The organism is Fortiea sp. LEGE XX443, assembly GCF_015206815.1.
Taxonomy (GTDB): domain Bacteria; phylum Cyanobacteriota; class Cyanobacteriia; order Cyanobacteriales; family Nostocaceae; genus Nostoc_B.
This window is the reverse complement of record NZ_JADEXZ010000038.1, coordinates 35,617-54,996: the sequence shown is the minus strand read 5'-3', so window position 1 is coordinate 54,996 and position 19,380 is coordinate 35,617. Positions and strand designations below refer to the sequence as shown.

General features: G+C 43.2%; 14 protein-coding genes and 2 pseudogenes. 3 read left to right on the top strand and 13 right to left on the bottom strand.

Going from position 1 to position 19,380, the window contains the following annotated elements; translation table 11 throughout:
- Nucleotides 1–153 (bottom strand): annotated as a pseudogene (locus tag IQ259_RS15390) (IS4 family transposase); the annotation flags it as partial.
- A 546-nt stretch (nt 154–699) separates the two neighbouring features.
- Here IQ259_RS15390 and IQ259_RS15385 point away from each other — a divergent pair.
- Nucleotides 700–1,275 (top strand): GNAT family N-acetyltransferase, encoded by a 576-nt coding sequence (locus IQ259_RS15385; RefSeq protein ID WP_193886244.1) that lies wholly within the window; start codon nt 700–702, stop codon nt 1,273–1,275.
- Nucleotides 1,276–1,652: 377 nt separating this feature from the next.
- Here IQ259_RS15385 and IQ259_RS15380 read toward each other — a convergent pair whose 3' ends face one another.
- The 8 genes and pseudogenes from IQ259_RS15380 to IQ259_RS15345 form a co-directional block, all read right to left on the bottom strand.
- On the bottom strand, nt 1,653–3,014 hold the full coding sequence (locus IQ259_RS15380; RefSeq protein WP_228014560.1) for a cation:proton antiporter: 1,362 nt from the start codon (nt 3,012–3,014) through the stop codon (nt 1,653–1,655).
- 277 nt (nt 3,015–3,291) lie between these two features.
- A complete protein-coding gene (locus IQ259_RS15375) occupies nt 3,292–3,624 on the bottom strand; it encodes a hypothetical protein (protein WP_193886242.1) in 333 nt (110 codons plus the stop codon).
- Nucleotides 3,625–3,709: 85 nt separating this feature from the next.
- Complete coding sequence (locus IQ259_RS15370; protein ID WP_193886240.1) at nt 3,710–4,819, bottom strand: sodium-dependent bicarbonate transport family permease; 1,110 nt, start codon at nt 4,817–4,819, stop codon at nt 3,710–3,712.
- Between the two features lie 130 nt (nt 4,820–4,949).
- Nucleotides 4,950–5,133: pseudogene (locus IQ259_RS15365) on the bottom strand (sodium-independent anion transporter); the annotation flags it as partial.
- Between the two features lie 20 nt (nt 5,134–5,153).
- Nucleotides 5,154–6,815, bottom strand: a complete 1,662-nt coding sequence (locus IQ259_RS15360) for a SulP family inorganic anion transporter (RefSeq protein WP_193886238.1) — start codon at nt 6,813–6,815, stop codon at nt 5,154–5,156.
- A 714-nt stretch (nt 6,816–7,529) separates the two neighbouring features.
- Nucleotides 7,530–7,877, bottom strand: a complete 348-nt coding sequence (locus IQ259_RS15355; protein ID WP_193886236.1) for a cupin domain-containing protein — start codon at nt 7,875–7,877, stop codon at nt 7,530–7,532.
- Nucleotides 7,874–10,768, bottom strand: a complete 2,895-nt coding sequence (locus IQ259_RS15350; protein ID WP_193886234.1) for a glycerol-3-phosphate acyltransferase — start codon at nt 10,766–10,768, stop codon at nt 7,874–7,876. The genes IQ259_RS15355 and IQ259_RS15350 overlap by 4 nt, the downstream gene beginning before the upstream one ends.
- 186 nt (nt 10,769–10,954) lie before the next feature.
- On the bottom strand, nt 10,955–11,095 hold the full coding sequence (locus IQ259_RS15345) for a hypothetical protein (protein ID WP_193886232.1): 141 nt from the start codon (nt 11,093–11,095) through the stop codon (nt 10,955–10,957).
- Between the two features lie 421 nt (nt 11,096–11,516).
- Between IQ259_RS15345 and IQ259_RS15340 the strand changes: the two genes are divergently transcribed.
- Nucleotides 11,517–12,557 carry an SGNH/GDSL hydrolase family protein gene (locus IQ259_RS15340; protein ID WP_193886230.1) on the top strand — a complete coding sequence of 347 codons (1,041 nt, stop codon included), beginning with the start codon at nt 11,517–11,519 and terminating at the stop codon, nt 12,555–12,557.
- 41 nt (nt 12,558–12,598) lie between these two features.
- Here IQ259_RS15340 and IQ259_RS27195 read toward each other — a convergent pair whose 3' ends face one another.
- The 4 genes from IQ259_RS27195 to IQ259_RS15320 form a co-directional block, all read right to left on the bottom strand.
- A complete protein-coding gene (locus IQ259_RS27195) occupies nt 12,599–12,784 on the bottom strand; it encodes a hypothetical protein (protein ID WP_228014554.1) in 186 nt (61 codons plus the stop codon).
- 423 nt (nt 12,785–13,207) lie between these two features.
- Nucleotides 13,208–13,738: a hypothetical protein gene (locus IQ259_RS15330; protein ID WP_193886228.1), complete on the bottom strand. Its 531-nt coding sequence runs from the start codon at nt 13,736–13,738 to the stop codon at nt 13,208–13,210.
- A 304-nt stretch (nt 13,739–14,042) separates the two neighbouring features.
- The gene (gene nifJ, locus IQ259_RS15325; protein ID WP_193886226.1) at nt 14,043–17,732 is read right to left on the bottom strand and encodes a pyruvate:ferredoxin (flavodoxin) oxidoreductase; all 3,690 of its coding nucleotides are present in this window, start codon (nt 17,730–17,732) and stop codon (nt 14,043–14,045) included.
- Nucleotides 17,733–18,208: 476 nt separating this feature from the next.
- The gene (locus IQ259_RS15320; protein ID WP_193886224.1) at nt 18,209–18,640 is read right to left on the bottom strand and encodes a YidH family protein; all 432 of its coding nucleotides are present in this window, start codon (nt 18,638–18,640) and stop codon (nt 18,209–18,211) included.
- Nucleotides 18,641–18,789: 149 nt separating this feature from the next.
- Between IQ259_RS15320 and IQ259_RS15315 the strand changes: the two genes are divergently transcribed.
- Nucleotides 18,790–19,377, top strand: a complete 588-nt coding sequence (locus IQ259_RS15315) for a Uma2 family endonuclease (protein WP_193886222.1) — start codon at nt 18,790–18,792, stop codon at nt 19,375–19,377.
- Nucleotides 19,378–19,380: the final 3 nt, after the last annotated feature.

The window sequence follows — 19,380 nt, the reverse complement described above, 5'->3', positions numbered from 1 at the left end:
GGTAAATAAATCTCGCATACTTGTTAAGCTGTTATCCAAGACGTAAGACAACCAGCACTCGAAGAATAAACGGCTGTTCAATACTGGATAATCATTTTTTGCCAGTTCTTTCAGGATATCTTTGACAATTCTGGGAAATGAATTTATAATCATTGTGAAATCAAAATATTTTAGTACTTAGCCCAAATTTTACTATATTTTGGGCTATTTCTATAGGCTTTTTCCTAACATTCAACACTTCTGATGTAAACACACTAATTGCTTGCTGGCACAATCTGTAACTATTGTTGCCACATCAATTTATTTACATCAAGATTCTCATACAATATGGATGTTAAATTAGGGTTTGGATCTATCCCAAAGCCTCAGTATATCTTTGTTAGTAAAGAAAGCAATCACTGTTAGTATATGCTCTCAGATGATGCAAGACAAATCCCTAATTACCTAAAGCTACAACTCACCCACAGCTATTAAAATTAGCTATTGAAGGCTTGAATATACTCAAAATGCGATCGCAATATTTCCAGGACTTACCCTACTGGCACGATGCGATCGCTATTTTGTAATATATATGTATTGTTTAGGGTTTTAAACGACGCTAACTTATAAGCTCACAATCTAAATTAAGCGTATTTATGCAGTCTAAATCCAGAAAATACTAACATTAATAAATCTAGTTATTAGTTTAGTCAAATTTTTATGAACTCAGAATTGCCAATAATTACTAGCGATCGCTTATTATTACGTATTGCCATCCATGAAGATATTCCCCAAATTCTAAAATTTTTTATTGAAAATAAATCTTATCTGACTCCATTCTATCCTCAATGGACAGATGCTTTTTTTACAGAAGAATATTGGCAATATCAACTAGAAAATACTTTTTTAGAATTTATTCATGACCAATCTTTAAAACTCTTTATTTTTCCTAAAAATAATCCTAACACAATTATTGGAACCGTTAATTTTAATAATTTTATTCGAGGAGCCGCTCATTTTTGCTATGTAGGTTACAGTCTAGCAGAAACTGAGCAAAGTAAAGGATACATGACAGAAGGATTAAAAGTGGCAATTCAATATGTATTTGAAGACTTAAATTTTCATCGTATTATGGCAAATTACATGCCGCACAACCAACGTAGTGGTAATGTATTGAAACGACTGGGATTTGTGGTTGAAGGATATGCAAGAGACTATTTATTAATTAATGGCAAATGGCAAGATCATATTCTTACAAGTCTGATTAATCCTCATTGGCAAGCAAGGGAAGACTAATTCATTATAATTATACCTATACACTAATGCTAGATATAGGAATCATATTTAATTTCTGAAAAAAATTCAGTACACCTGTGTTACTTCTTTTCCTGTTCCCTGTTCCCTATTTCCTACCTACACAAGTAATTTCAATAATCAAGTCGGATTCCTATACTAGAAACAATAAAAACAAAAAAGGTAAAATTTATCTCTTTTACCTTTTCTGTTGATAAATATTGATGGAAAAGTAATTAGCTGAGTAAATTGGCTTCTTCTAAAAGCTCTTTTTCTGCTGCTGATTGTGTAAATGCAAAGCGCAATAAAGGCGGTGCTAAGAAAGTTGTCAAAATTACCATAATGACGAAAATCAGGTTTGAACTTTCGGCGCAAAATCGTTACTCACTCGCTGCTTCTACAGGAGTGGTAGGTTCTGGAATGGGATTCGTGGATGAACCAAAGGCAACCCGCAAAAAAGGCGGAGCCAGAAAAGTTGTCAAAATTACCATGATAATAATCGACACCTCCAGCGGCTTATCCAAAATGCCACTAGCTGAACCGATGCCAGCAAACACTAGACCCACCTCACCTCGCGGGATCATCCCAACCCCGATCGCCACTCGATTGATGCCGGGTTGTCCAAACACTGCCCAACCTGTGATCAGCTTGCCAATAATCGCCACCACCATCAAAAAGACAGCAATCAATAGTCCCGCCCGATTCTCCGGTACCGCCGGGTTCAAAACACCGAGGTCGGCACGCGCTCCCACCGTCACAAAGAAGATGGGTACAAGTAAATCGGCGATCGGTTTGATTAATTCATCTAACTCGTTTCGGGCATCGGTTTCATCAAGCACCAAACCTGCTGCAAAGGCACCTAAAATCGCTTCGAGATGAATGGCGTTACCTAAAAATGCCATAAAGAAAGCGAAGATAAATGCCGGAATCACAATATTTCCACGGGTTTTGAGCTTATCCACGATCGCCACAAAACTTTTGTTAAAGACACCCCCCAACAAAATTGATCCAATCAAGAATGCCGTAGCGCTGACAATCAAGTAAATGACATTGGCGACATCAATCTCACCGGTTTTGGCTAAACTGGCGACTACAGCCAGGACAATAATGCCAAGAACATCATCAATCACCGCCGCGCCAACAATGATTTGCCCTTCTTTGGATTTGAGTTGACCTAACTCTGACAACACTTTAGAGGTAATGCCGATACTCGTTGCCGTTAACGCTGCCCCTGCAAAAATCGCTGGAATTGCTGCTACATGAAACAGCAACATCAACCCTGCCGTTCCCGCCGCAAAAGGTGCTGCGACTCCGACACAGGCGACAACTGTGGCTTGAATTCCCACTTCCTTCAGTTGCCGCAGATCGGATTCCAATCCAATTTCAAACAGCAGAATAATCACGCCGATTTCCGCTAGAACCGAAATCACTTCACTTTGCGACTCAAATATCCGGGTCAGCGCATCCGGTGCCAATTGGTTCAATCCTTGCAGCGCCGTCATAATCACCGAGTCAGAGGCAGACAGCCCCCCTTCAGGAAAGATCACCAGGTGCAACGCCGAAACGCCGACAATCACACCGGCGACCAGTTCCCCCAGGACGGGCGGAAAATCCAATCGCCTAGCTACCTCTGCGCCGAATTTGCTGGCCAGATAAATCACCACCAGCGTCAGCAATACGCCAGACAGAATAATGGGTGAATCCTCAGCAACAACAGTCGCCAGGAATGGTATCGGAGCCATGAGAGCGGTCATCCCCCCACTGAAAGGAGGCAAAATGTTGGACAAAATCATGATTTTAAAGCTAATGAAGGTTAAGGGTTTGAGGAAGTTATAAAACTGCGGGGGAATGACTTCTGCGCCAGGGTCAACGTCCTGCGGACACGAAACACAGTCACTCAAAAGCCGACGTCATGACCTCGGCTTTTGGGGTCTGCGTCGTCTCGATGCAACAGCCGTCTGACCCACAGAAACTCGCACTAATGGCTTGCTTGTTCCTTTCGTGGCGCGTCGTCTCGATTCAACAGCCCTCTGGCCCACAGAAAGTTCTCCCGTACAGTACCTCTGCTTCACAGATATAGATAATGCCCGCATAGTCGGTGAAAAACTTGATTGCGACCTGATCGGCAATCTTCTCTGCCATATCCCGAGTTTCGGTGAGTACCTCGAACTTCACATTGGAATCGGTGTCGGCAGTGTTGGGTTTACCCGTAGAGCGCACGTTGCGACTGCCTTTACCGCCAGTATCCACTACCGTATAACCAGTCGCCCCGCATTCATCAATGATCTTGGCGACCTTTTTCATCAGCACCTTTTCCGTGACGATGACGAGCTTGTTGGCACGCTTGGACATATTTCTTACCTCCTTAAATTATGTACATTGATTTATTTGATCTGTCGGGTCAAGGGAGCGCTGACAGACCGCGACCCGTCTGGGATTAGCCGCCTATCGCCTGGGCAAGCCCGATGAAGAACGGTATACACAAGCCGATCGCCACTGGCGTACCGACGGCTGTGGACGCGCCTATATAGGCGGATGGATTAGCTGACGGGATACCGGCTCGCAACGTGGGTGGACCTGAGATGTCTGAACTAGAGGAAGCGATGACAGCCAGGATCACGACACCGCCCATGCTGAAGTTCATGGTGTAGTGGGCAATCATGCCGAGACCGAAGGCGATTAACCCATGCACAAACGGTGCCACCACACTATACACGACGTACCACTGGGCTACTTTACGCAGTTCGCCAATCCTTGACCAAGCTTCCATGCCCATGACCAGCATCAAGATCGAAAGCAAGCCGCGAAAGGCTGGATCGTAGAAGCTTTTATAGACACTTTCCGGCTGGGTGAACAGTCCAAGAGCGAGGCCTAACAACATTGCCGATAGGGCAGGACCCCGGAGGCTTTCCTCGATGATCGGCCATATCTTGACGCGATTATCCGCATCTCCCTTCTGCTGGCTGAGATACTCCTGCCGGGTGCTGGGATAATCTTTTTGATCGGGATAATCACCAGCCGCAACAGGCTGCTCAGTAGAGTAGGCTGCTTCTTTACGCTTCTTCTTGTTGATGTAAATGTTAGCCACAACAATCGCAGTTACGAGCGCGGGGATATCCATGAAGGGATAGAGTGCGCCAGCCCATGCTTCGTATGAGATTTTTTGTTCTTCCAGGAGGGTCAGGGCTGCTGCCATAGTAGAGCCACTCACCGCACCAAACAAACCGCCGGTGGCGATCGCATCCACGGTTTTGACCTTTGGCAGCTTGGCTAACGTATAGCGCGCTATGAATACAACAAGAATGCCTGTGATTACGGCAAACGCTGCGGGTAACACCATATCCGCCAAGTTGGAATTGCGGATCGCAATACCACCAGTCAGACCGATTTTGGTGAGCAGCATGAAGACTATGATCGTACAAATCGCCTCTGGAATTACCAATTCGCTACCAAGGGCGGCAATGATCATCCCACCAATCAGAAAGCCGAGTGTTGGGGACTGCAACTGTTTAACGAAGTCCATGAAAAATAAGGACAAAAAATCCACTAATACCTCCTTGTGCCTCCTCTGACGAGGAGTATATAAGTAAACTAAATGAACTAAATCAACTTTAAAAAAGAGTGATGCCCTTGACTCCTACAGCACAGGTGCAGCACAAGAATCTGTAGACAGGGCTTACGGTGATCAGCTTGGTCGGTTCAGAGATCAACGTTGGGGTACCGCCAAACAGCGCGGCAAAAAAGCCGCCACAAACTGCCCCAAGTCCACAGAGGAACTACCCCAGAGGCAAGGACAGCCGTGTCACCGCCAAAGATATCGCCCCGGAGGTTATTAAACCGGATGAGATTGGTGATTGCCATAATTTTCGCCAGCCAATGACTTAAATTGACATCTGTTTGCTACAGACCAGATCAACCGCTTGTTTCAGGGCAACGGTGCGATCGCCCATAACATGTTCTGGCTGGATTAGATCAAACAGCCCCAATTTTTGCAAGCGGCGCTGAATTTTCTCACTGGCACCGACCACATAAACCTGGAGTCCCTTATCGTGGGCATCACGGATCACGTTTTCAACAGCTAGCGAAGCCGTCACCCCCAAAGAGGGAACTTCGGTGAGATCCACTACCAAGGCATCGGCTTCTTTCATGGCATTGTGTTCGCGGGCGATCGCCTTAGACAAGCCAAAAATCATCGGTCCACTTAAACAAAACAGCAAGACCCGTCCCCTTGCCTTATCCAAAAGTTGCTTGTGTTCATTGCTGAGTTTGACATCATCATCAATGTCAGAAATCAACTTTACCTCTGAGGATTGCATTTCACTCAATTTGTTGATGGTGAGGATATTGGCAATAAAGACACCAATGCCCACCGCCACGATCAAATCCACAAACACCGTTAATAGCAGCACTCCGTACATAATGAGGGAGCCTTTGGCGGAAATTTTGTGCGATCGCTTCAAGAAACTCCAATCCAGAATATCAATCCCCACCTTGAGCGCAATCCCTGCCAACACTGCCATCGGAATCGGTTGGGTTAATTTCGCCGCCCCCAACACCACTACCAGAAGCACCAACGCCCGCGTTAAGCCAGATACCGCCGATGTTGCTCCAGTTTGAATATTCACCACCGTTCCCATCGTCGCTCCGGCACCAGGTAAGCCGCCGCACAGCCCCGACACAATATTGCCAATTCCCTGACCAATCAACTCTTTGTTAGAATTATGCTCCGTCCGAGTCAAGCTATCGGCAACCACTGCGGTCAACAGGGTATCGATACATCCCAACATCCCCAGCATCACCCCATCCACCAACATCACCGTCAATTTCCCCGCGTTAAAGGTCGGCAGTTGCAGAGGAGGTAGTCCCACAGGAATTTCGCCAATTCGGCGAATATCAGCATTGCCAAACACCGTCAGAGAAATGACTGTACCCACGATTAAAGCGATCAACTGCGGCGGCACTAGTTTTTTGATCTTCTTGGGCATGAAGAAAATGATCGCCAGGGTTATCGCCCCCAAAATCGCTTCTGGCGGATTAACCTTGGAAATCAACTCTGGAATTTTCAGAAAAGTGCCTAACACACCGCCTTTGGGTGCAGCCTGACCCAGAAACGGCGCAATTTGCAGAATAATCAGAATCACCCCAATCCCCGACATAAAGCCCGAAATCACGCTGTAGGGCATCATGGTGACATATTTGCCCAATTTGAAAATTCCAAACACAATTTGGAATAATCCCGCTAACATAACAACAGTGAATGCCATTGCCAGACCATTTTCAGGATTAGCGGCTGTGAGACTGGCGACGATCGTAGTCATCACCACGGTCATGGGTCCAGTAGGTTCAGAGATCAGCGTTGGGGTTCCGCCAAACAACGCCGCAAAGAAGCCAACACAAACTGCCCCATAGAGACCACCGAGGGGACCCACTCCAGAAGCAACCCCGAAGGCTAGAGCCAGGGGTAACGAGACAATGGCAGCCGTGACACCGCCGAAGATATCGCCCCGGAGGTTATTAAACCGGATGAGATTGGTGATTGCCATAATTGTGGTGAATGAACGGTAGATCAAACTAACTAGAAGCGTCCCATTTCATAGAAAGGATCGGCTATAGATAAAAATCGGCTAGAGAATGGAATCTGGCATCTGCGATCGCGCGCGAAGAAGTCTCAACAACAGACTGCCGATAAGGATTGCCATTCGTTCTCTCAAACTCCGCGAAGTTGTTCAAGAAATCTACGGTTGGCTTACTGGGGTTTTGGTTACAGAAAATGCAAAATTGTGATTTGTAAAAATTGTCCTCCACTTGAAATTAATTTCATGTTTTATAAGCATGAAAAATTAGGCAAAGAAATTAAACTTTTCTTTACGCAGCAGAGTTATAGTGCATTTCTTACATAGATAGTCGTTGAAACCGATTCTCCATGTAGAAAATGGTTAAGCCAAACGAGATTCCAAAAAATTGATTTAAAAAACTTGCAACTTTTGTAAGTTTTATTTATCAACAACTTCAAGACGATTAGCAATAGCTTACAGCTTTCCTAGTCAATGTTGATCATTTATAAGTTTTATTATTAAATAAATATTAAATTACTTGCATAGATAAAATACTATACCTGTTGAGTAAGTATGGTTTCGGTAATTAATGGGATAGAGAAATTTTATGTTAAGTATTATTTCAAATGTTTCCGACCCATAGTTCCTGAGTATCAGAACCCCCAGATTTATTGGTGGAATCAATTGAAAATCCCTAAATAATTACGCTTGTGATTCCACCCGCAAACCAAAGTAGGTGAGAACAAGTTCAGTTGCACCATTGTTGATGACTTCGTGAACTTCTCCTGGTTCGATGGCAATACAGTTGCCTGGAAGCAAGGGATATTCTTGGTTATCTACACGAATTACTCCTGAACCGGCTTCGACAAAAAACACTTCACACATATCTTGATGAGCATGTGCTGGTGCAGTGTGTCCGGGAGCAAAACGTGCTTGGGAAAAGTTGGTGAGGTGAGGTAAATCGCCAAAGCGTAACATCACCTTTTTTTTGATGGTGGGGTTGTGGGAAACAGATTCTTCCGGCAAGTTGTTGAGGGAAGTGGTAATCATTGTGGTCTTAAGTCGTTAGATAGTTCTACGATACCCCTAGACCCGTCAATTCTGACTCGTTGACCATCTTGCAACAACCAAGTTGCACCCCGCACATCCATAACGGCTGGAATACCGTACTCACGGGCGACAATTGCGCCGTGGGATAACCTACCGCCAACTTCAGCAATCAGTCCTCCAGCCCTAACTAACAAAGGGGCCCAGCCAGAATCGGTATAAGGTACAACTAAAATTGTTTCGCGGTCGATTTCCGGCATATCTTGTAAACTTCGCACAACTTTTACCCGGCCTTCAGCTTGTCCGTGGCTGGCGGGAATACCCTGTAATATTTGGTCAGAGTATAGGGCAGAGGGAGCCAGAGGATGGGGTGGTGTATTGCCGTAAATTAAAATGGGGACTTGAGGAATTTTGCTATCTTCGAGAAATTGCGATCGCCTATATTCGATAATTTCTGACAAGCGTTCTCTCAAAGGGGTATCGGCTTCTGCAATTAGTTGTCTGATTTCCTCTATTTCTAAGAAAAAGATATCTCCTGCTGCTTTGAGCAAACCTGATTTTAACCACATCTTTTCGATTGCAACAAATCGCCACCGCAATTCTGCTAATAGCCGCGAATAAACTTCGGTAACGCGTCCTTTAATATCCACACGCTCTTGGACAAAGCCACGCTTGCGTTTACCTGATAAGGCGCGATTAATCGGATCGATATCATCTGTTTCTGGTTGATTCCCTTGAATTAATTGCACGAATAGCTGCTGAATCGGCCGGGGATCTTCTTTCCAGGTAGGGACAGCAATATTAGTCCCCACATCACTTAAATAGCCGTAATCTTCTAGTAGTTCGTTAAATTCGTAAAGAATCTTTTCCCCTTCGGGAGTTTGTTCTAACTGTTCAAATACTTTGTCTGGCTCAAACTCAGTTAATACTTGTCTCGCATCGGCGGCTAAAGCACTGAGCGATCGCAATGCGGCGACTTCTGGTGTCACACTATTATCAATCTGCCCATCTTTGACCCGAAAGATGGATTGTCTGATTGCCGCACTCAAGGGAGCTAAAATGCTGTAATAAGTGCCACGACGCAGCAATTCTAGGTTAAAGTCGATTCTGGCTAATATTTCAGCCGGTTCCATCTCCTCAATCGATTCATGAGCTAGTTGCGATAACCCAGGGATAAACAACTCGCGGTAGTCTTGCTTAAAGTCTTTGTCTAAATTGAGTTCCTGCTTGAGCAACTGCATCAACCCTGGAAGATTTTGCACAGTTGACTGCAAAGGCGGCTTACTCATTTTTGCGCCTCTGGTGAGAAACTCCAAACTTTCAGGCGGTAAACCCATGCGGAGAAAAATGTCACCTAAGAGAGAAGCATTAAAATAAGCTCTGGAATAGTGCAGAGTAGCAGTTTCGGTAAAATCTAAGCCAGAAGCGCGATCGCCTAAAACAATTGTGAAAATATCTCCCCAAACTCCACAAGTTAAAGGCCGATTAATTGACCAAGTTAAGGGGTGAATTACACCGGGAATTACTTCAGCCGCAATTTTACGCGTCCAAATTGGTAACAAGGTAGTAATTGGCCTCGCTTGTAACACCCAGAGAGTTTGACCGTCATAGCTCCACTCAATATCTTGGGGAATGCCGTGGTTACGTTTTTCGATGCGGTGGGCGAGGTAGGCGACTTGTTTAAGGATAGCTTGGGGGACTTGTCCTGTACCTTCTATGTGAATAGATGAAATATTGTCTGTCTCGACAACAAAGGCGCGATATGGTTCTGGTGTGACTTGTCCAGAGACAACTTGAATTGGGCTACCGGGTAACGCCTCAATCACGATCGCATCGCCTTGCTGAGTAATTGGATCACGGGTAAATGCCACTCCCGAATACACACTCTGCACTTGTTGTTGCACCAGCACTGTCATGGCTGTCTCTGGTAAACCGCGATCGCTCCGATATTGTAAAGCAGCGGGATGATTGTAGGAATCACGCACTTGAGCGATCGCTCTTTGTAATTGCTGTTTGCTGGTGACACTCACCACAGTTTCATATTGTCCCGCAGCCGAAGCTTGTTCGGAATCTTCACCCACCGCTGAAGAACGCACGATTAACGGCGATAAATCTGAGGGTTGGAGAATGGCGATTAATTTTTCTGGATCATCACCAGGAGCAACTATCCACCCTTTAGGCACAGGATAACCCCAGCGCTTAATTTGGGATAGGGTAGCGGCTTTTTGTCCGACTACAGTACCATCCAACTCATCATCTAAAGTCAAAATTGGGCGAGTACCGCGCAAATTCTCAAATGTCGCTTGTGTGTCTGTCTCTGCTTCTTCTAAGGGTAAATCTAAATCGTCAGGCATTTGGCGATAAATCCACCCCAGTAAGACAGCCAAAGCGATCGCGGCAATTATTCTAAATAAATCGTCAGAATGCAAGATGATCACGAATAACGGTAAGAGAACTAACACTCCATATTTGAATAGCCGTTTGGCACGGAATACCGAAAATGCGGTGATTGCCAAAAAACCGACAAACACTGCCACAAGTGGATCATGTACAAAAAATCCCCAAGCAGCATTGGTTGTCCCCGCCCCTCTACCTAGCCAAAATCTACCTAAGACTAAAGCAATGAGAGCAACTATTTCCCAAGGTGATCCATCTGGGAAAAAAGCACGCGTCAGAAAAACTGCGGCGATTCCCTTTAAGGCTTCTGACAATACTGCCAAAAGCCCTACCCATGTGCCGCCATGATAAAAAGCGGCTGAGACGCTGATGTTTTTTGTGCCTATTTGTGATAGTTGCCTACCTGTCAAGCCGTTGGTAATCCAGGCTATGAGCGGTAAAGCTCCTAATAAGGGGCAGGCAATTAAAATAACTAAGGCACCCCAAAGTTCAAGCATTGTTGATGTTGGATTTTAGATTTATATTGCATCTAAAATCTCAAATCGCAAAGTCTAAATTTTTTTTGAAGTTTTTTAACGGTTGTGCGGGCATTTTTATTATGTGCTTAATGGACACTTGGCGGCGGCGGAAACCGTTTTTTGCCAGTGTCCACCTAAACAACTAATTTTTCAGCACCTTGTTACTTAATCTAGGGCATAGGCGGCTTGCAGCGCCCAAATAATCAGGCCAGCAATCGAACCCAAGAGCAACACAGTAGAAATAGTGACTAATCTTGGGGAGTCTGCACCCTCAAATTTCATAATTCCTCTATTTAAGTCGGACATCGCGTTTAATCCTTCTTCGTTAGAGTGGTAAATTGTCCGTTTTGATTGTAGTCCTTCTATTCGCAAAACAAGTTAATTTTCTACTTTTATTTTGTTTAAGCTTTGCAACAAATACATCACTAAATTTACTTACGCCGCTGGAGGTACTAGCTTACTTTATACAAACAATTAATGGATAGGCTCAGATCCTTGACTTCTTAGAGAAATCGGGGATCTTGTTATGCACAAATGATCTGTGACTACTATATTTAGTTTGATCTACTTATAATAATAGTATTAGCCAGTCGTTAATTTTTGGCATTTTTAAGTAAAAATACGGTTTAAAACATCAAAACCCTCCACCAATCACACAGAAAAAATATAGTATAGTTGATTACTTTATACTTGTGGGTTTGGATAATTTATCGGTGAGGGTTAGCAGGTGAAAGTAGTAATCTTAATAATCTTGGCCGTCATAGGGCTGCTAGTCGTAATTGAAATTGGGTTGCGATCGCTTTTTGGTTTTGGTAAGCCACTGATTTATATTGGCGACTCCCAGATTGGTTATTTATTAGCGCCAAATCAAAGCACTCGTCGCTTTGGTAATCAAATTGAGATTAACGAATTTTCGATGCGGAGCAGTTCTATTGCCAAAATACCTGCGTCTTCAACGTTGCGAGTGCTGCTGTTAGGAGACTCCATCGCCAATGGTGGCTGGTGGACGGATCAAAATAATACCATCTCCAGCTTAATCATGAATTCGCTAAAATCAGCGATCGCTGACAAAGGAAGCAGGGGAGCAGGGGAGCAGGGGAGCAGAGGGGAAAAAGAAAATTCCCCGCAACTTCATCTTGACAAATATGAGCAAGTCGAAGTCCTGAATGCTTCGGCTAATTCTTGGGGGCCAAGAAACGAATTAGCTTATTTGCAGCGGTTTGGGAATTTTGACGCTCAGGTAGTAGTTTTATTAATTAACACTGACGATTTGTTTGCTCATACTCCCACAGCTTTACCAGTAGGGCGCGATCGCAACTATCCAGATACTAAACCGCCTTTAGGATTAATAGAAGTATGGCAGCGTTATGTGAGCAAACAACAGCCGATTCCTGAACTCAAAGCAATTCAAGAAGAACCAGGTGATCGCGTTGGTGTTAATTTAGAAGCAATCAGACAAATTCAAGCAATAACTCGTCAAAGCCACAGTAAATTTCTCTTAGCCATGACTCCCTTACTGCGAGAACTAGGCAAACCAGGTTCCCGTGATTACGAAATTCAAGCACGTCAACGTTTAAGCGAGTTTACTAAAACCCAGCAAATTCCCTATGTAGATTTTTTACCACTGTTTAATGCTGCACCAAACGCGCCAGCCTTATATCATGACAGTATTCACATGAATTTGCAGGGTAATCAATTTGTGAGTTCAGTTATCCTGCGATCGCTTTTGGAGATATTGGGGCTAAAGAATCCAAATAATCCTGTTTAAAGGCTAAAATATAAAAAGCGCCAGGGATTCTTACCGATAACTTAGATTTGTTTTGGTGCAGTGGATTTGTTAGATTCGCGCTTAATTGGAAGCCTTACCAGTCTATCTTTGTGGACTACTTGTTTTTGTTTCAAGTCATTAAAAATAGCTCTTAAATCATATTGAAATGATTTGGCATATTCTTCTCTATATTTGTGAGTTTCTTCCAGAATTTCATTGTGATACATAAACTAAACTTCAAAGTTATATCCAATAAGTTCATAGGGAGTACAAATTACTGGAAGCACATACCCAAGTTCCGAACTAATCTGAGATAGCTTTCGCTGAATTTGAGCATTTGCCATGTGCTTGCAGTTCCATGTTAGCAAATAGTCTAAGTTTCAATATAGACAGTTGCACTCACAAAAATTTCTAAAATCTATTCATCCGTCATCCTACAGCATTTCAGCTTTATTTTGAGGATTTGCAGGAAGCAGGAACAGCGATCGCACTTTTATTCAAATAAAGATCAGGTGCGTTAAAATTCCATCAGCACAGGCTACGTGATAGGCGATCATGCTGAAATGATCCTAATCACATCATTTTGTCGTTCTGTCCAAATAACAACAGCGATGCGGTTACCGAGGAAACCAATACTGAACCAACGGTGATTATTTAAACTGTTTCAATAAGGATCGGGCTTCTTCTTCTGTCGCCGGTAATCGAGAAAAATCAGAAAACTTAGGTAACTGATCGGGCTTCGCTGCTAATTTTCTGATTTTTTCAGAATCTAGACTCTGAATAATACCAGAATCAACTAAAAACAATAGTTGCTTTGCAGCTTCTTTTCTATCTCTAACTTCTAATGCCTTTTGAATCAAAGTAAACTCCAATTTCTGTCTTTCTAATTGAAAAGTAGACTCAAATTTTTGTCTTTCTAAATTGAAGTTTGAGTATCCTTGAAGAACTGCACCAACTCCAGTGCCAATCAGCCCGAAAAGGGCAGATGCAAGACCTATAAGTAATGGAGAAGAAAACCATACTCCCCGCTTTTCGAGTTCTATTTTAGCCTTTGTTTCTTGTTCCTTTAAGGCAAGCTCCCTCTCTTTAAAATTAAGCTCTTTATCCTTCAAGGAAATTTCATCTATAGTATTTGATATCTTTGGCACTAATGGGGAGATTAAAGCTGTATCTTTATCCATAAATTTTAGAGCATTACCCTGCTAATGACTCAGCTTCGTACATAGTTATTATACAGAAAATTTACACATAATCACTAATGAAACACTCTATAGATTATGTAGGCAATGTCTGACTATCCCATGCTTCTGCTCTATGGCAATTCTATGTGGGTGCTGAAAAATTGTTTTTTAATCGAACCACAGAGGCGCAGAGGACACAGAGAGAAGAAAGAAGTTTGTTCACAAATGATTTGGAAATACTATATACGACTATTCTGCACATTGCAGGTGAGTAATTTATGTCAAATAAATACGTTTTTATGGTCTAAGGATTGCGTTCTGCCAGATATTGATACATTTGCCAACGTGCATCGACTTCGGCTTGTGCTTGTTGTAATAATTGCTTGGCGATTTCTGGGTGACTCTTAGTGAGCATTTTGAAGCGATTTTCTTGATATATTGATTGTTCTACAGATTGTGTAGGAGCGCGCATATCCAATTGCAAGGGATTTTTACCTTGTTCGCGTAATTGGGGATTGTAACGATACAACAACCATCGCCCTGATTCTACCAAGGCTTTTTGGTGATTCATCCCGGTGGTCATGTTAATGCCGTGGGCGATGCAATGACTGTAGGCAATAATTAATGATGGGCCGTCGTAAGCTTCAGCTTCTAAAAATGCTTTGAGGGTATGTTCATCTTTTGCGCCTAAAGCTACGCTTGCTACGTAGACATTTCCGTAGGTCATGGCAATTAAGCCTAAGTCTTTCTTTGGTGTAGGCTTACCACTAGCGGCAAATTTGGCTACTGCTGCTTTTGGGGTGGCTTTGGAAGATTGACCGCCTGTGTTGGAATATACTTCTGTATCCATTACTAAAATGTTGACATTTCGGCCAGTTGCTAACACATGATCGATACCACCAAAGTCAATATCATATGCCCAACCATCACCACCAACAATCCAAACGCTTTTCTTAACTAAGTAATCTGCTAGAGATTTTAAATTTTGAATACTTCGACTTCTCCTGTCGGAGACGCTGCGCGAACGCTCAGTACAAGTTTTGGATTTTAAATTAGAGTCTATTTCGGAATTTAAGATTTTATCTAATTTAGTTTTTAATAATGCAACACGTTCCCGTTGTTCCCAAATATCTGCTTCTGTTTTTTGTGCAGCATTGAGGATTGACTGAACAAGATTATCATCTAATTCACTGCTGAGTTGTTGTAATAATTCTGCGGCAAATTCTGCTTGTTTATCTATAGATAGGCGATAGCCAAAACCAAATTCGGCGTTATCTTCAAATAAACTATTCGACCATGCAGGGCCGCGTCCTTCGCTGTTACTTGTCCAAGGGGTGGTGGGGAGGTTCCCGCCGTAAATAGAGGAACAGCCGGTGGCGTTGGCAATTAAAGAGCGATCGCCAAACAATTGTGTTAATAATTTTAAATAAGGTGTCTCACCGCAACCAGCACAGGCACCAGAAAATTCAAATAATGGTTCTTGTAGTTGTTGTTGGCGAATTTGGTTTAATTTTAATTGTTTGCGGTCAGGGTTTGGTAAGTTTAAAAAGAAATCCCAATTTTTGATTTCTTGTTCTCTTAAAGGTAGCTGTTGTGCCATATTAATGGCTTTTTTTAATGGTTCAGATTTATTTTTAGCAGGACAAATATCTACACAAATAGCGCAACCTGTACAATCTTCTGGAGCAATTTGAATAGTAAATTTTTGATTAGTAAAATCTTTATCTTTAGCATTCACCGACTTAAAAGTAGACGGTGCATTTACTAGCTCACTTTCTTGATAAGCCTTTGCACGGATGGCGCTGTGGGGACAAACCATCACACATTTACCACATTGTACGCAGACATCGGGTTCCCACACAGGTATTTCTTCAGCTACATTGCGTTTTTCCCATTTGGCTGTACCTGTAGGAAATGTACCGTCAGCAGGTAAAGCACTTACAGGTAAGTCATCACCTTGCCAAACCATGATTTTACCCAGAACTTCTTGGATAAATTCAGGCGCACTCACAGGGAGGGAATTGTGAGTAGAAAATAATTCCTCATCTACCCATTTACCTTGTTTTTCGGGGGAAATTTGCACCTGATGAAGATTATCTAGGGTCATATCCACAGCTTGTAGATTCATGCGGACGACATCTGCCCCTTTCTTACTGTATGTCTTTTCGATCGCCTTTTTGATTTTGGCGATCGCTTCCTCTTGGGGTAGAACTCCTGCTAAAGCAAAGAAGCACACCTGCATAATTGTATTGATGCGTCCCCCCATCCCACTTTCACGGGCGACTTGATTAGCATTAATCACATACAATTTCAGCTGCTTATCAAGAATTTGCTGCTGCACTTTTTGGGGGAGATTTTGCCAAACAGTCTGTTTATCAAAGGGACTGTTTAGTAAGACAGTCGCCCCGTTTGCAGCAGCTTTGAGTACATCTATGCGTTCTAGAAATACCCAGTGATGACAACCAATGAAGTTGGCTTGGTTAATTAGGTAGGTAGAACGAATGGGTTGCGGCCCGAACCGCAGGTGGGAAACGGTAATCGAGCCGGATTTTTTGGAGTCGTAGACGAAGTAACCTTGGGCGTAGTTATCGGTTCCCTCACCGATAATTTTGATGGAGTTTTTATTCGCCCCCACAGTCCCGTCAGACCCCAACCCGTAAAACATCGCCCGGACGACGTTATCCGGTTCGATGGAGAAGTTGGGGTCAAAACTGAGGGAAGTGTGGGTCACGTCGTCGTGAATACCCACAGTGAAGTGGTTTTTTGGTTTTGCTTGGGCGAGGTTGTCGAAGACGGACTGAACCATCGCCGGAGTAAACTCCTTAGAGGACAGACCGTAACGACCACCGACAATAACAGGCGGAAGCTTATCTCTACCACTTCCGCGGCCATCGGCGATAACAGACGGAACCTTATCTCGACCACTTCCGCGTTCAGCACGGATTTCGTGGATAGCAGCGACGACATCGAGATATAAAGGTTCGCCTGCGCTACCGGGTTCCTTGGTGCGGTCTAAAACCGCGATCGCTTGTACAGTTTCTGGTAACATTTCCACAAACCTTTGAATATCGAAGGGACGGTAAAGACGCACTTTCACCACACCCACCTTTTCCCCACGGGCGTTGAGATAATCAACGGTTTCATGGACGGTTTCACAGCCAGAACCCATGATTACAATTACCCGTTCCGCATCCTTCGCACCGGAATATTCAAAAATGCGGTAATATCTACCTGTGCGATCGCCAAATTGATCCATGATGTTCTGCACAATTTCTGGACAGACGTTGTAGTAAGGGTTTGCACCTTCGCGGGATTGGAAGTAAACATCAGGGTTTTGGGCTGTACCGCGTAAAACTGGGCGGTCTGGGGTTAAAGCGCGGGCGCGGTGTTCTAAAATGAATTGGTCGGGAATGAGAGATTTTAAATCGTCATCCGAGAGTAACTTGACTTTCTGCACTTCATGGGAGGTGCGAAACCCATCAAAAAAGTGCATGAATGAAATTCGCGTTTGCAGGGTAGCCGCATGGGCGATGAGGGCGAAGTCCTGACTCTCCTGCACTGAAGCCGAACACAGAAAAGCAAAACCAGTCGCCCGCGCCGCCATCACATCACTATGGTCGCCAAAAATTGATAAAGCATGGGTAGCCAAAGAGCGTGCAGCAACATGAACTACAGTGCTAGTTAGTTCTCCAGCAATTTTGTAGAGATTGGGAATCATCAACAACAGTCCCTGAGAAGCGGTGAAAGTAGTACTCAAAGAACCTGTTTGTAATGCCCCATGAACTGCACCAGCCGCGCCGCCTTCACTTTGCATCTGCACAACGCTGGGAACTGTCCCCCAAAGATTTGGGCGGCTTTCTGCTGACCAAGCATCTGCCCATTCGCCCATTGCTGAAGAAGGAGTGATAGGGTAGATGGCAACTACCTCATTTAGTTTGTAAGCAACACGGGCTACAGCTTCATTCCCGTCGATGGTTGCAAAGGTTTGGCTCATAATTGTAGTCCTAGCCTTTAAACGGCACTATCAGACAGCGTTGTAAGACTAATTAGAAATAGTTAAAGCCAGGAAGTCGGTGTGTCATGTTAGCTGCATCAAACTGGAAAAACCCATATGTATAGATAGGATTTATCCCTGGTGAAGATAATATTTGATTGACCGCTGGCGGCTTTGAAGTTGACTCTAAATAGTGACTGTATGCCTTAGTATGCCATCCGTAATACTTTATTTATTAATATCTATTAGCAATGTACTCAACAGCAAAAACAATCTCTAGACAAGAGTTTCAAACTGATAATTCTCGTTTGTGGGGTACAGGTTCGGGAGTTTTATTGAATGGTAAAACCAGCTTTATTTACTTGTTTAATCTATTCTAAAATTTTAGCAAATATAGCTTAATTATATTTCAGAATACAGAATAAAATTTTGGACAATGTTTATATCTATATTTTTCTGTATGTTTTAATTAAGCATTATCTGATATTTTTATTTTCTGTCTGAGGTGATACCGAAGACGGACGAGGCGTAATATGATTTCGTAATAGCAGTAAAGGAATACTCAGCAATCCTAAAATCATCACAACTGCGGTGAGAATCCAAACTGGTAAACGATTGGGTCGATAGTCACCCCGTTCAATTTGCCAAAACACCTGATTATACCGCCATGCGGCTAATGCGATCGCTCCTACACCAATAATTACTAAAGCAACTCCCAAGTTTTCGGAGTTCAATAGAGGATTAATCACAGGTTCCTGTTGGGTAATCGCCGCGTTTAATTGCTGTAGAAACAAACCAAACCGTGCGATCGCAAAACCAAAACCAATCAAAGCAATGGAAGTTCTTAACCAAGCGAGAAAGGTTCGTTCGTTGGCTTGATGTTCTCGTTGACGGTCTATTTTATTCATGAGTAATTTTCCTATGGGTTCATTACTCATGGTAATTTTATTACCTGTGATGTGAGGTAGAATTACTTTTAAATAAATGAACTAGATTTTTTGAGAGTTAGGGATTATAAAATGTAATCTCTACTTTGTTTTTTTAAGGAACTGTTGTTATGAGCCTTCCACTTGTAGACCAGCCCAAAGCAGAAAAACTGGTAACTCTCACAGATGTTTCATGGGAGCAATTCAAAGGAATTGAGACACAGCTAAAAGACAATCGCAAAGTCCGATTGTCTTATTTGTCAGGAATGTTAGAAATTATGTCGCCAATTGGTGAAGAACATGAGTTAGTCAAAAGTACCCTAGGCTTGTTACTAGATGCTTACATGAGAGAGAAAGGTATCCGGTTTTACAAGCGTGGTGGCTACACTTTAGAAGAACCGGGGTATGCTTCTGGTACACCAGATGAATCTTACAGCATTGGTTTAAGAAAAGAAGTTCCTGACATCGTTATTGAAATTGTTGTTACTAGTGGAAGTATTAATAGAAAAAATTTATACAAACCCAAGCAAATACCTGAAGTTTGGTTCTGGAAATCTAATCAAATAAAAATATTTTCTCTGACTGAAGGTGGTGAGTATGAAGAAGTAAACCGGAGTAGATTTTTTCCAGATTTAGACCCGGCTATGCTGCTGCGTTATGTAGCCATGTCTGATCAGTATGATGCTGTACAGGAATTTATTCAGGCTGTGCGAAAATGATAT

Bases quoted from the DNA above. Each gene is read 5' to 3' on its own strand.
- IQ259_RS15385 (WP_193886244.1), top strand. From the start codon at position 700: ATGAACTCAGAATTGCCAATAATTACTAGCGATCGCTTATTATTACGT.
- IQ259_RS15380 (WP_228014560.1), bottom strand. From the start codon at position 3,014: ATGGCTCCGATACCATTCCTGGCGACTGTTGTTGCTGAGGATTCACCC.
- IQ259_RS15375 (WP_193886242.1), bottom strand. From the start codon at position 3,624: ATGTCCAAGCGTGCCAACAAGCTCGTCATCGTCACGGAAAAGGTGCTG.
- IQ259_RS15360 (WP_193886238.1), bottom strand. From the start codon at position 6,815: ATGGCAATCACCAATCTCATCCGGTTTAATAACCTCCGGGGCGATATC.
- IQ259_RS15355 (WP_193886236.1), bottom strand. From the start codon at position 7,877: ATGATTACCACTTCCCTCAACAACTTGCCGGAAGAATCTGTTTCCCAC.
- IQ259_RS15350 (WP_193886234.1), bottom strand. From the start codon at position 10,768: ATGCTTGAACTTTGGGGTGCCTTAGTTATTTTAATTGCCTGCCCCTTA.
- IQ259_RS15345 (WP_193886232.1), bottom strand. From the start codon at position 11,095: ATGTCCGACTTAAATAGAGGAATTATGAAATTTGAGGGTGCAGACTCC.
- IQ259_RS27195 (WP_228014554.1), bottom strand. From the start codon at position 12,784: ATGTATCACAATGAAATTCTGGAAGAAACTCACAAATATAGAGAAGAA.
- IQ259_RS15330 (WP_193886228.1), bottom strand. From the start codon at position 13,738: ATGGATAAAGATACAGCTTTAATCTCCCCATTAGTGCCAAAGATATCA.
- nifJ (WP_193886226.1), bottom strand. From the start codon at position 17,732: ATGAGCCAAACCTTTGCAACCATCGACGGGAATGAAGCTGTAGCCCGT.
- IQ259_RS15320 (WP_193886224.1), bottom strand. From the start codon at position 18,640: ATGAATAAAATAGACCGTCAACGAGAACATCAAGCCAACGAACGAACC.
- IQ259_RS15315 (WP_193886222.1), top strand. From the start codon at position 18,790: ATGAGCCTTCCACTTGTAGACCAGCCCAAAGCAGAAAAACTGGTAACT.